The organism is Tritonibacter horizontis (genome assembly GCF_001518015.1).
GTDB lineage: Bacteria > Pseudomonadota > Alphaproteobacteria > Rhodobacterales > Rhodobacteraceae > Epibacterium > Epibacterium horizontis.
Window position 1 is genome coordinate 1 of the sequence record NZ_LPUY01000102.1, and the last position, 10,973, is coordinate 10,973.

At 63.4% G+C, this 10,973-nt stretch carries 11 protein-coding genes and 1 pseudogene; 10 read left to right on the plus strand and 2 right to left on the minus strand.

Features of this window, described 5'->3' with window-relative positions; all coding sequences use genetic code 11:
* On the minus strand, window positions 1-1,000 hold a 1,000-nt coding region (ccmI, locus tag TRIHO_RS19615), incomplete at its 3' end, for a c-type cytochrome biogenesis protein CcmI (RefSeq protein ID WP_068247843.1).
* Window positions 1,001-1,271: 271 nt separating this feature from the next.
* On the opposite strand from ccmI, the gene TRIHO_RS19620 reads away from it, so the two are divergent.
* From TRIHO_RS19620 to TRIHO_RS19660, 9 genes are all read left to right on the plus strand, one after another.
* Window positions 1,272-2,516: a sarcosine oxidase subunit beta family protein gene (locus tag TRIHO_RS19620; RefSeq protein ID WP_068247845.1), complete on the plus strand. Its 1,245-nt coding sequence runs from the start codon at window positions 1,272-1,274 to the stop codon at window positions 2,514-2,516.
* A 115-nt stretch (window positions 2,517-2,631) separates the two neighbouring features.
* Window positions 2,632-2,823 carry a hypothetical protein gene (locus TRIHO_RS19625; protein WP_068247848.1) on the plus strand — a complete coding sequence of 64 codons (192 nt, stop codon included), beginning with the start codon at window positions 2,632-2,634 and terminating at the stop codon, window positions 2,821-2,823.
* A gap of 219 nt (window positions 2,824-3,042) precedes the next feature.
* Window positions 3,043-3,375 carry a sarcosine oxidase subunit delta gene (locus tag TRIHO_RS19630; RefSeq protein WP_068247851.1) on the plus strand — a complete coding sequence of 111 codons (333 nt, stop codon included), beginning with the start codon at window positions 3,043-3,045 and terminating at the stop codon, window positions 3,373-3,375.
* Between the two features lie 73 nt (window positions 3,376-3,448).
* Window positions 3,449-6,484 carry a sarcosine oxidase subunit alpha family protein gene (locus tag TRIHO_RS19635; RefSeq protein WP_068247854.1) on the plus strand — a complete coding sequence of 1,012 codons (3,036 nt, stop codon included), beginning with the start codon at window positions 3,449-3,451 and terminating at the stop codon, window positions 6,482-6,484.
* Complete coding sequence (locus tag TRIHO_RS19640) at window positions 6,477-7,046, plus strand: sarcosine oxidase subunit gamma (protein WP_068247857.1); 570 nt, start codon at window positions 6,477-6,479, stop codon at window positions 7,044-7,046. Before TRIHO_RS19635 ends, TRIHO_RS19640 begins: the two co-directional genes overlap by 8 nt.
* A gap of 134 nt (window positions 7,047-7,180) precedes the next feature.
* Window positions 7,181-7,591, plus strand: a complete 411-nt coding sequence (locus tag TRIHO_RS19645; RefSeq protein ID WP_068247860.1) for a hypothetical protein — start codon at window positions 7,181-7,183, stop codon at window positions 7,589-7,591.
* Between the two features lie 115 nt (window positions 7,592-7,706).
* Window positions 7,707-8,306, plus strand: a complete 600-nt coding sequence (locus TRIHO_RS19650; protein ID WP_068247863.1) for a superoxide dismutase — start codon at window positions 7,707-7,709, stop codon at window positions 8,304-8,306.
* A 185-nt stretch (window positions 8,307-8,491) separates the two neighbouring features.
* A complete protein-coding gene (locus tag TRIHO_RS19655; protein WP_068247866.1) occupies window positions 8,492-8,692 on the plus strand; it encodes a hypothetical protein in 201 nt (66 codons plus the stop codon).
* A complete protein-coding gene (locus tag TRIHO_RS19660) occupies window positions 8,692-9,144 on the plus strand; it encodes a host attachment family protein (protein ID WP_068247869.1) in 453 nt (150 codons plus the stop codon). The genes TRIHO_RS19655 and TRIHO_RS19660 overlap by 1 nt, the downstream gene beginning before the upstream one ends.
* Window positions 9,145-9,228: 84 nt before the next feature.
* Here TRIHO_RS19660 and TRIHO_RS19665 read toward each other — a convergent pair whose 3' ends face one another.
* A complete protein-coding gene (locus TRIHO_RS19665; protein ID WP_068247873.1) occupies window positions 9,229-9,771 on the minus strand; it encodes an LOG family protein in 543 nt (180 codons plus the stop codon).
* A gap of 139 nt (window positions 9,772-9,910) precedes the next feature.
* On the opposite strand from TRIHO_RS19665, the pseudogene TRIHO_RS19670 reads away from it, so the two are divergent.
* Window positions 9,911-10,973, plus strand: a pseudogene (locus TRIHO_RS19670) (LysM peptidoglycan-binding domain-containing protein); the annotation flags it as partial.

Genomic DNA, 10,973 nt, shown 5'->3' on the forward strand with positions numbered 1-10,973 from the left:
CCACCGGGGCCCCGGTGGTCCCTGTGCCCGGGGCCCCGGTGGTATCGGGGGCGGCATCGGGCGCAGCGACGGGCTGATAGTCGACCCCGGCCAGCGCTGCCATATCCGGCATCTGGGCGATGATGGCACGGCGCCAGGGGGCGTTCGCCGGGTTTTGGCGCAGGGTGTCGGCCCAGAGCCGATAGCCGCGATCCGGGCGCCCGATCTGACCCATCAGCAGCCCCAGGTAATAGCGCGCGCGGCCATCCTGCGGTGCCACGGTCAGCGCCCGCAACAGCAGCGCTTCGGCCTCGGGCGAGACATAGCCCCCGGCCGCCATCACCTGAAGTTCAGCCAGATCCACCAGATCGGAAATGTCGATATCTCCGCTTTGCAATTCAATGAAGCGGGCCTTGGCCTCATAGGCGGCCTTGAAATTGCCAATGCGCGCCTCGTGCTGGGCCAGGAGCGCCTGACCGCGCGGATCCTCGGGCCGTTGCGTTGCGACCTGTCGCAGATTTTCCAGCAAAGTCAGATAGCTGTCGTCCACATCTGCCGCGGGCCGCGCAGGCTGATCCGCCTCCGCCTCGGCCTGCGAGGGGCGGGTCTTGGCCAGGCTGTCGGCCAGGGCAATGCGGCGATCCAGCCCGAAATCACCATAACCCGGCGCGCCCAGCCAGAGGTAAAGCCCTGCCGTGCCAAGGGCGATCCCCATCACCACCAGGGCGGCTGCGACGCGGCTTGGTCCATTGCCGGTCGGGGCGTCGGTCCGGCTGGCCTGCACCTGCGCATCAGCGGCGAGGATCCGCCGCGAGATCTCGGTCCGCAACCGGTCGCCATCCTGCGGCGTGACAACCCCACGGGCGATGTCGCGATCCAGGTCGCTCAGCTGCTGGCGATAGACCTCAAGATCGTAGGCGGCGGCCGGGGGCGCGGCGCCGTTCCGGTTGCGCATCACCACCAGGGCCAGAAGCACAGCCATGCCCAGCGTCACCAAACCGGTCAAAATCCAAAAGGCCATTGTTGCTCCGTCCGTCGGCTCGCCATCTCGTCTGTCTCATCTATAGGCGGAGCCACGCAGACAAAAGCCCTATTGCTGCGACCTGCTGTCCCGCCCGCCCGACCTGTGGCATCCAGAAGGGGGCGTGGGGCGCAGTGCTCCGGCGGTCTGAGGGCGCAACCGCGCGCGAAGGGCAATGTCGCAAACCCGACGAAACACGACGATTAACGGCGCGGTTGCCCGGTCATTCGCGGGCATACCAGAGATCAGACAGGACGCATTGGATTCGCATATGAAACGCTATTCAGCCTTTGCAGTGGCCCGGGAAGGCCTGCGCTATCACAGCGGCTGGGACAGGGCCTGGCGGGCTGCTGCACCCAAACGCCACTATGATGTGATCATCGTCGGCGCCGGTGGCCATGGCCTTGCAACCGCTTATTACCTGGGCAAGAACTTTGGCATCACCAATGTGGCGGTGATCGAAAAGGGCTGGCTTGGGGGCGGCAATACCGGCCGCAACACCACCATCATCCGATCGAATTACCTGCAGGATCCCTCGGCCGCGATCTACGAAAAGGCGCGCAGCCTCTACGAAGGGCTGAGTCAGGATTTCAACTACAACGTCATGTTCAGCCCGCGCGGCGTGATCATGCTGGCCCAGACCGAGCACGAGGTGCGCGGATACAAGCGCACCGCCCATGCCAATGCGCTGCAGGGGGTGGCGACCGAATGGATCGAACCCGCCCGGGTCAAGGAGCTGGTGCCGATCATCAATCTCGACGGGCCGCGCTATCCGGTTCTGGGTGGCCTCTGGCAGGAACGCGGTGGCACCGCCCGTCACGATGCGGTGGCCTGGGGCTATGCGCGGGCCTGTTCCGACATGGGCATGGACATTATCCAGCAATGCGAAGTCACTGGCGTGCGTACCGAAAACGGTCGTGTCATCGGTGTCGAGACCACCAAGGGCGCGATTGATTGCGACAAGCTGGGAATGGTGGTGGCAGGCAATTGCTCCGTCCTGTCGCAAATGGCCGGCTTCCGGCTGCCGGTGGAAAGCGTCGCACTGCAGGCGCTGGTTTCCGAGCCGATCAAACCCTGCATGGATGTGGTCGTCATGGCCAATACCGTGCACGGCTACATGTCGCAGTCCGACAAGGGCGAAATGGTGATCGGCGGCGGCACCGACGGGTACAACAACTATACCCAGCGCGGCTCCTTCCACCATATCGAGGAAACGGTGCGGGCGCTGGTGGAAACCTTCCCGATGGTGTCCCGCCTCAAGATGCTGCGCCAGTGGGGCGGCATCGTCGATGTCACCGGCGACCGCTCGCCGCTGATCTCAAAAACCCCGGTGCAGAACTGTTTCGTCAACGCAGGCTGGGGCACCGGCGGTTTCAAGGCGATCCCGGGCTCCGGTTGGGCGATGGCAGAGCTGATGGCGACAGGCCATTCGCCCCTGGCCGAGGCCTTCTCCATGACCCGCTTCAAGGAAGGCCGCTTCATCGACGAAAGCGTCGCTGCAGGGGTGGCCCATTGATGCGCCCCGATCTGCCAACCTCCGCCAGGATGTCACTTTCTGTGGCGGCCCCCCGGAACATTTCCGCCCATGCGCGCGTTCTGTCAGTGAACGCAAACACACGCAGGAGGCAGACATGTCCGATCAAACCCATCACACGTCCGAAGGCGGCAACCACGCCATCGCTTTCATTCTTGGTGCCGTTGTCGTTGCGGTTGCGGTGCTCGGCTGGTTCGTCCTCGGCGGCGCCAATCCGGTCGATGAACCCGATATCAGCATCGAACTGCCCGGCGGCGGCGTCGTCCAGGGCGAAGTCGAAGGCAACTGACCACATTGACACTCCGGGACACGCCACCGTCGCTGGTGGCGTGTCCCGCCCAGCCGGTGCATGTCTGTCCCGACATGTGACCACTGCTGTCGCGGCCACCAGGGCCGCCGCATGGGACATCTCCGCAAAATCACATCTGGCGACCGCATGCGTCGCGGCCCTGCCTGGCCTGCCGCCAGGGCGGGGCGCTGCTGTAACTCTGACGACGGAACATGCACCATGCTGATCCTTGAATGCCCCTATTGCGGTGTCCACGCCGAAGAAACCGAGCTTCAAGCCGGCGGCGAAGCCCATCTGAAACGCTTCGGCCCCGGATCCTCGGACGAGGCGTTTCACGACTACCTCTTCCTGCGCGAAAACCCGCGCGGCGTGCATCTGGAACGCTGGCGCCACGTCAATGGCTGCGGCAAGTGGTTCCACGCTGCGCGCTGCACCCAGACGCTGGAGGTGTTCGGCACCTATCGCGCCCAGACCAGCGCCCCGCCGCAGGACATCCGCGACAAGATCACCGCCAAACGTCCCGGCTGGACCTGGCGCGAGTTCGAGGGCTGACCGCCATGTTTCACCTTTTTTCAAATACCTCCGCCGGAGGCTCCCACACCTCCGCCCGCGAAAGGGTCGCACCATGAGCACGCGTCTCGCCAGACAGGGTCGTCTGATCGACCGTTCCAAACAGATCGAGTTTTCCTTCAACGGGCGCAAGCTCAAGGGGTTTGCCGGCGACACGCTCGCCTCTGCGCTTCTTGCCAATGACCAGATGCTGGTTGGCCGATCGTTCAAGTACCACCGCCCGCGGGGGCTGGTGGCCGCAGGCTCCGAAGAGCCGAACGCGCTGGTGGGCCTCGGGGTCGGCGACCGCTTCGAGCCGAACCAGCGCGCCACCACGACCGAGCTGTTCTCGGGCCTGATCGCGCAGTCGCAAAACCACTGGCCGAGCCTCGAATTCGATGTGGGCGAGATCAACTCGAAACTGTTCTCGCGCTTTCTGACGGCCGGTTTCTATTACAAGATGTTCATCCACCCGCGCCCCTTCTGGAAGCACATCTATGAACCCTTCATTCGCCAGTCCGCTGGTCTTGGCAAGGCGCCCGACAAGGCGCTGAAAGACGCCGACAACTACGAACATTTCTATTTCTATTGCGATGTGCTGGTGATCGGTGGCGGTGTCGCGGGGCTGCAAGCGGCAAAAACCGCTGCAGAAGCGGGCGCCAAGGTGCTGGTTCTGGAGGAAAAATCCTATTGGGGTGGGCGCACGCCGGTTGATGGCGGCCGCATTGACGGGCTCGAGGCGGAGGCCTGGATCGCCAGGACCGTCGCCGAACTCGATGCGATGGACAATGTCACGCTGCGCCAGCGCACCATGGGGGCTGGTGTCTATGACCACGGCTATATCCTCGGCTACGAGCGTTTGACCGACCATGTGCCCGGCCAGGGCGGGCCACGCCACCGGTTGTGGCGGATCCGGGCGCGCCAGACGATCACCGCGACCGGCGCTATTGAACGGCCGTTGTCCTTTGCCGGCAACGATGTGCCGGGGGTGATGCTGGCGGCCGCCATGCGCGACTACCTGGTGAACTGGGGCGTGACACCGGGCAAGAAGATACTGGTCGCGACCAACAACGACGACGCCTACCGCACGGCAATCGCCCTGCATGAGGCCGGGGTCGAGGTGGTCCGGCTGCTCGATACGCGGGAAACCGGCGGCGGTGCCCTGGCGGAGACCGTCCGCGGCCTCGGCATCCGGGTCGAATGCGGCCGCGCCATCGCCAAGGTCAAGGATGGCAAACGTGTCACCAGGGTCGCCATCTGTGCCCAGAACGGTGAAGGCGGCGCGCGGGAAGAGATCGAATGCGATGCGGTGGCGATGTCCGGCGGCTGGTCGCCGGTGGTGCACCTGTGGTCCCATTGCGGCGGCAAGCTGATCTGGGATGAGGCGCAGGCGCATTTCCGTCCCGACCCGGAGCGCGCCCCGACCGGCCATGATGGCAAGGCCTTTGTGGTCACCGCCGGCAGTGCCTCCGGCCCGCTGGGGCTGCAGGCGGTGATGGCGGACGGCGCTGCCGCAGGCGCCCGCGCCGCCGAAGCTGCCGGCCGTCCGGCACAGGGAGTTGCCGTCATCGAGACCACGGAGGTGGACGAAGCACAGATGGAGCCGGTCTGGCTGATGCCGGCCAAGGCCGATATCGGGCTGCGGATGAAAACCTGGCTGGACTATCAAAACGACGTCAAGGTCTCGGACGTGCAGCTGGCCGCGCGCGAAGGCTATGAAAGCGTTGAACATACCAAGCGCTACACCACGCTCGGCATGGCGACAGATCAGGGGAAACTCTCCAACATCAATGGCTTGGCGATCCTTGCTGATGCGCTGGGTGCGGATATTCCACAGGTGGGCACCACCACTTTCCGGCCGCCCTATCATCCGATTTCCATGGGGGTAATCGGGGGCGAAGCCCGGGGCGAGATTTTTCAACCGCTGCGCAAGACACCGATGTACGACTGGCATGACGCCAATGGGGCGCATTGGGAACCGGTCGGCCACTGGCGCCGCCCCTATGCCTATCTGCGCGCGGGCGAAACCGTCGATGACGCGGTGAATCGGGAGGTCAAGAACACCCGCGACAACCTTGGCCTGCTGGATGCCTCCACCCTTGGCAAGCTGATCGTCAAGGGGCCGGATGCAGGCAGGTTCCTCGACATGCTCTACACCAATATGATGAGCACGCTGAAGGTCGGCAAATGCCGCTATGGCCTGATGTGTTCGGAAAACGGCTTCCTCAGCGACGATGGCGTGGTTGCGCGCCTCGACGAGGAGACGTTCCTCTGTCACACCACCACCGGCGGTGCCAATCGCATCCACGCCCATATGGAGGAATGGCTGCAAACGGAATGGTGGGACTGGAAGGTCTATGTCACCAATGCCACCGAACAACTGGCGCAAGTCGCCGTGGTCGGCCCCAATGCCCGCAAGGTGCTGGAAAAGCTGAACGCGCAAGCGGGGGGCGGTATGGATCTGTCCAAGGAGGCGCTGGCCTTCATGGAGTGGAAAGACGGCGAAATCGGCGGCTTTCAGGCGCGGGTCTACCGGATTTCCTTTTCGGGCGAGCTGTCCTACGAGATCGCGGTGTCCGCCTCCGAGGGCCAGGCCTTCTGGTCGCTTCTGATTGAGGCGGGCAAGGAATTCGGTGTGATGCCCTATGGCACCGAGTGCCTGCATATCCTGCGGGCCGAAAAAGGCTTCATCATGATCGGGGATGAGACCGATGGCACCGTGATCCCGCAGGATCTGGGCCTGCATTGGGCGATCTCCAAGAAGAAGGAAGACTTCCTCGGCAAACGGGCCCAGGAGCGAAGCCACATGGCCGATCCCGACCGCTGGCAACTGGTGGGGCTGGAAACCGTCGATGGGTCTGTCCTGCCGGACGGGGCCTATGCGGTGGGCAACGGGGTCAATGGCAATGGTCAGAAAAACACCATCGGTCGGGTGACCTCGACCTATTATTCGGCCACCCTGGATCGCGGTATTGCGATGGGGCTGGTGAAACATGGCCCCAAACGCATGGGCGAGATCCTGGATTTCCCCGGTTTGGACGGCAAGCTCTATCAGGCCAGGATCGTCGATCCGGTCTTTTTCGACAAGGACGGGGAAAAGCAGAATGTCTGATGCGGTCAGCGCCCTGAACGGCGCAGAGTTTAACGGCCTGGCCAAGGTCGTGGAAACCGGTCTGGGGGGCATGATCACGCTCCGGGGCGATCTGGCCTCGGACCGGATCAAGGCGGCGGTCAAGGCCGCGACCGGCACCGAAGTGCCAGCAACCCGCCGGATCGCCATCGGCGCGGCGGGGGCGGCTGCCTGGATGTCACCGGACGAGCTGTTGCTGATGGTGGAATATGACCGGGTCGGCGCGGTGGTGGCCAAACTGGGCGAAGATCTTGCAGGGGCGCACCACATGGCGGTGAATGTCTCGGACGCGCGGGCCTGTTTCGCGGTCAGTGGCCCGGCCGCGCGCGAGGTGATTGCCAAGGTCGCTCCGGTCGATCTGGCCCCCGGCCAGTTCGAGGCCGGCGATTTCCGCCGCACCCGGTTCGCGCAAGTGGCGGGCGCCTTCTGGCTGGACGAGGCGGGGGTGTTCCACATCGTCTGTTTCCGCTCCGTGGCGGCCTATATGTTCAACCTGTTGAGCACAGCCGCGCATCCGCACGCCAAGGTTGGCGTCTACGCCTGAGCGGCGGGGCGGTCTGCGGTCTGATTTGCGGCAGTGACGCGATTTAGCAACAGGTGTCAAAATGACTGAGCGGTCCCTTGTCGGGACCGCAATTCATTTGCGAAACAAAGGCATCAAAATTTCTAGGATGCATCATGTTCACAAAAAACCTTTCCCTTGCGATCGCTTTTCCCTGTGTGGTTCTGGCTGCTGCGGCAAACGCACAGACATATGAATGTGAATTCAAGGATGGCCACCGGCGCAATGTCATTCCACCACAGGTCATCGTGCAGGTTGCCGCAGACGGCGCATCGGCGCAGGTGATTGACAGCCTCGGCCACTATCACAAGATTGCGCCGGTTCCAGCGACCTTCGTCAAGGATACCACGCAGCGGCTGCGGGTACGCTGGACCCTTAAGGATCTGATCAGCAGTGCCGGGCAAAAAGCGACCCTGAACTTCTCGCTCACCTATCAGAAGGCCAAGGGCAAGGCCTTTGTCAACATGGACATTCCCGGCTATGGCAATACGGAGACTGGGTCCGGAAGTTGCGCAATTGCTAAGTAAGTGCACCTATGAATATGCCGGTACCCGCGATTTTCCGCCTGCGCGGACTTGACCAAAGCGGGGCAGCGCCGCATGTATCCCTCAGGAACGCAACACGAAATGACAGGGGGCCAACATGGCTTTTGAACTTCCCGATCTTCCTTACGCACATGATGCGCTGGCGTCCAAGGGCATGTCCGCCGAGACGCTGGAATACCACCACGACCTGCACCACAAGGCCTATGTCGACAACGGCAACAAGCTGATCGCCGGCACCGAGTGGGAAGGCAAATCCCTCGAAGACATCATCACCGGCACCTACAACAAGGATGCGGTGGCACAGAACGGGATCTTCAACAACATCTCGCAGCTGTGGAACCACAACCAGTTCTGGGAAATGATGGGTCCGGGCGAGTCCGCGATGCCGGGTGAGCTGGAGAAAGCTCTGGTCGAGTCCTTCGGTTCGGTTGACAAGTTCAAGGAAGAGTTTTCCGCTGCGGGCGCCGGTCAGTTCGGCTCTGGCTGGGCCTGGCTGGTCAAGGATACCGATGGCGGCCTGAAGGTCACCAAGACCGAAAATGGCGTCAACCCGCTGTGCTTTGGCCAGACCGCGCTGCTGGGCTGCGATGTGTGGGAACACTCCTACTACATTGATTTCCGCAACAAGCGTCCCGCCTATCTGTCGAACTTCCTCGACAAGCTGGTGAACTGGGAAAACGTCGCCTCCCGCCTGTAATCGCGGATCGAGGCCTGTTTCGGGCCAGCATGCCGTTTCAGAAGGCCCCGCCCGGATTTCGGGTGGGGCCTTTTGCCGTTCTGGGGCGGCGGCGCTGGCCTGTCTGTTCCGAACGGGGCAGGGCGGAACAATCGCGCCCTGGCCTGCGTTGGGCCGGTGAACGACACAGAATTTGGAGGTTCGACATGGCAGAGCGCGTGCGATCAAAAGATGGCCACCAGGAAACCAAAGATATTCTTGGGGCCGAGGGCACGGTATCTCATGGCGGCCGTGCGGGCGGTCGTCTGCCCCGCGAGGTCGGCAGTGAGGACGAACAGAAACGCGCCAGGGAACGCCCGGCCGGTGCCACCCGCGTGACCAAGTCAAACGAGCAGGAGGACCAGTGATGAGCGTTCTGGAACAAGGCACATTCATTCTGGTGACCGACAGCGAAAAGGCATTGCTGCTGGAAAACATCACCGACGGGCAGGATCCGCATTTTGAGGTGCGCAAGAAAGAAGAGCAGGACAACCCCTCTGATCTGGCGCAATCCGCGAACCGGCCGGGCCGGGTGCAGGACACCGGGGTTGGTCAGCGCTCGGCGCTGGACGATACAGATTGGCATGAACTGGCCAAGGAGCGGTTTGCCGATGACATCGCAGAGCTGCTCTATGCGCGGGCGCATCGCGGCAAGCTGGGTCCGATCGTGCTGGTGGCGGCGCCCCGGGTTCTGGGCGATCTGCGGCCCAAGCTGCACAAGGAAGTGCAGGACCTGGTTCGCGGCGAGATCCCCAAGACCCTGACCAACCATCCGCTGACCGAGATCGAAGATATCGTGAAAAAGGAACTGGCCGCCTGAGGGCGCAACTGGTGTTTCATTACCGCTGATCTTTTTGTCACGCCACCAGGAGCGCGCTGCCATCGGGGTGGCGCGCTTTTGTCGTTATCCGGCGAGAGCGCTCAGCGCCTGTTCCGGCGTGTCGGCCCAGATCAGCGATCTGACATGGGTCGCATCGGCAAAGCCCTGATCGACCACATGATCCATCAGCCCCCGCAACGGATCCCAGTAGCCATCGGTGTTGAGGATGACGATGGGTTTGTCATGCAGGCCCAGCTGGCGCCAGGTGATCGCCTCGAACAGCTCGTCAAGGGAGCCCATGCCGCCGGGCAGCAGGACCACCGCGTCGGAGTTATACAGCATCACCTTTTTGCGTTCATGCATGGTTTCGGTGACCACATAGGTGGTCAGATCGGCCTTGCCGACCTCGTGTTTCACAAGATGCTGCGGGATCACGCCAAAGGTCTGCCCGCCGGCCGCCTGCGCCGCCCGCGCCACGGTCCCCATCAAGCCCACATCGCCGGCCCCATAGACCAGCCGAAGACCGGCCGCCGCCAGGGCGGTTCCAAGGTCACGGGCAGCGGTGGAATAGGCGGCATTGGCCCCCATGCGAGAGCCGCAGTAAACGCAAACGGATGTGACGACCATGGCGCACCTTTTGTCTTTTTGAACAAGGGGGAAGAAACATCGTGCTTTGACCCCTCATAGCGGTATTGCTAGGTTTGCTCAACCGAGGGGACGGAAACAGTCCGCCGGGGGCAAGGGACAATAAGGAACTGGTCGGACGATGACGAAGAATAGCGGGATAGGCGCGGGGCCAGGTTTGGCCATCGCAGCAGCGGCGACAGTGGTCGTCGTGGGCGGTGGGTATTTTCTGGCGCAGAGCGGCGTCTTTGGCTCTGAGGTGCGATACGAGGTCGAACGGCGGATGGCTGTGCTTGGCCTGGTGAACATGCCGGCACCGCTTGTGCCGCGGGTGCCGACCCCGGTTCTTGCCCCGTTGAATTCCGAAACCGAAGGCGCGACGGCGTCGCAATCCGATGAGGCCGCGTCGGAGGCGCCGGCGGTGGCCATGCTGGCCGACGAGGGTGCCGCCGCAGACGACACGGTCCCACAAACGACACAAGTCGCCCCAGTCTCGGAACCGGCCGCGGATGCAGCCTCGACAGAGGCGGTTTTTCAGCTGATGGCTCCGGTGCTGGAGCTGGCCCGGTTTGAGGCCGACGGCGCGGGACTGATTGCAGGATCGGCGCAGGAAGGCGTCGAGGTGCAGGTGCTTCTGGACGGCAAGGTGCTGGACCAGCAGGTGGTGCCTGCGGGCGGCGAGTTCGTGTCTTTTGTGACAATAGACCCCTCCAGCGAGCTGCGCGTGGTGTCTCTGGTCGCGCGGTTCGACGGGCAGCAGATGATGTCCGAAGACACCTTCATCCTTGCCCCGGTGGCATCGCAGGTTGCAACAGCCGCAACGGATGGGTCGACCGCAGAGGTCACTGCAGAAACCACCGCCGAAGCCACCACAGGCTCCACCACAGACACCTCCACCGCGACTGTTCAGGCTGAGGCCGTGCCGGAGCCACAATCTCAGCCACAGTCTCAGCCACTGTCCGGATCAGAGCTGGTGGCAGAGGCAGAGCCTGACACCGCCACGTCGTCGGCTGCGCAGGGCAATGCCGCGCCTGAACCGGAGCCGGTCGAGCTGGCGCTGCTGGACAAGCCCACCGATGAGACGGTCACCGCAGCGTCCGAGGACGCCGCAGAGGCGCCAGACGCGCAGCTCCCGACTGAGGCACCTGCATCTGCGCCGACCAGGGTGGAAGGCGAGGGCGACGCCCCCACCGCCACCCCTGACG

What these genes read in the sequence shown, in the direction of transcription:
- TRIHO_RS19620 (WP_068247845.1), top strand. Translation starts at nt 1,272, where the DNA reads ATGAAACGCTATTCAGCCTTTGCAGTGGCCCGGGAAGGCCTGCGCTAT.
- TRIHO_RS19625 (WP_068247848.1), top strand. Translation starts at nt 2,632, where the DNA reads ATGTCCGATCAAACCCATCACACGTCCGAAGGCGGCAACCACGCCATC.
- TRIHO_RS19630 (WP_068247851.1), top strand. Translation starts at nt 3,043, where the DNA reads ATGCTGATCCTTGAATGCCCCTATTGCGGTGTCCACGCCGAAGAAACC.
- TRIHO_RS19635 (WP_068247854.1), top strand. Translation starts at nt 3,449, where the DNA reads ATGAGCACGCGTCTCGCCAGACAGGGTCGTCTGATCGACCGTTCCAAA.
- TRIHO_RS19640 (WP_068247857.1), top strand. Translation starts at nt 6,477, where the DNA reads ATGTCTGATGCGGTCAGCGCCCTGAACGGCGCAGAGTTTAACGGCCTG.
- TRIHO_RS19645 (WP_068247860.1), top strand. Translation starts at nt 7,181, where the DNA reads ATGTTCACAAAAAACCTTTCCCTTGCGATCGCTTTTCCCTGTGTGGTT.
- TRIHO_RS19650 (WP_068247863.1), top strand. Translation starts at nt 7,707, where the DNA reads ATGGCTTTTGAACTTCCCGATCTTCCTTACGCACATGATGCGCTGGCG.
- TRIHO_RS19655 (WP_068247866.1), top strand. Translation starts at nt 8,492, where the DNA reads ATGGCAGAGCGCGTGCGATCAAAAGATGGCCACCAGGAAACCAAAGAT.
- TRIHO_RS19660 (WP_068247869.1), top strand. Translation starts at nt 8,692, where the DNA reads ATGAGCGTTCTGGAACAAGGCACATTCATTCTGGTGACCGACAGCGAA.
- TRIHO_RS19665 (WP_068247873.1), bottom strand. Translation starts at nt 9,771, where the DNA reads ATGGTCGTCACATCCGTTTGCGTTTACTGCGGCTCTCGCATGGGGGCC.